The organism is Desulforamulus aquiferis, assembly GCF_030577015.1.
In the GTDB taxonomy this organism is placed as follows: domain Bacteria; phylum Bacillota; class Desulfotomaculia; order Desulfotomaculales; family Desulfotomaculaceae; genus Desulfotomaculum; species Desulfotomaculum aquiferis.
Map to the genome: position 1 here is coordinate 1 of NZ_JARPTC010000093.1, position 283 is coordinate 283.

Genomic DNA, 283 nt, shown 5'->3' on the forward strand with positions numbered 1-283 from the left:
CCACGGCAGAAAAGGAAGAACAGCATAACCTCCGTCAGGAATATTTAAAAGGTATTCGTGGACAAGTGGAACAATCCCTTTCACAGATTAAATTTGTTGAGGACGAGCCTTCCTGCGGGTGCGGCAGCCATCATCACAAAAAAAAAAACAATCATAGCTGCGGTTGTGGCAGCCATAGCAAAAATAATGGCCCTAAACCCATACATTAATAATAAAAGGCGGAGACAGTAATGTTTAAGACAATTTTATTTGACCTGGACGGCACACTGCTGCCAATGGATAT

1 protein-coding gene is annotated in these 283 nt (G+C 42.4%); it reads left to right on the forward strand.

Annotated features, from left to right (window positions below):
- Nucleotides 1–209: DUF896 domain-containing protein (locus P6N53_RS18670; protein WP_304545846.1), on the forward strand; the 209-nt coding region annotated here is incomplete at its 5' end.
- Nucleotides 210–283 lie beyond the last annotated feature (74 nt).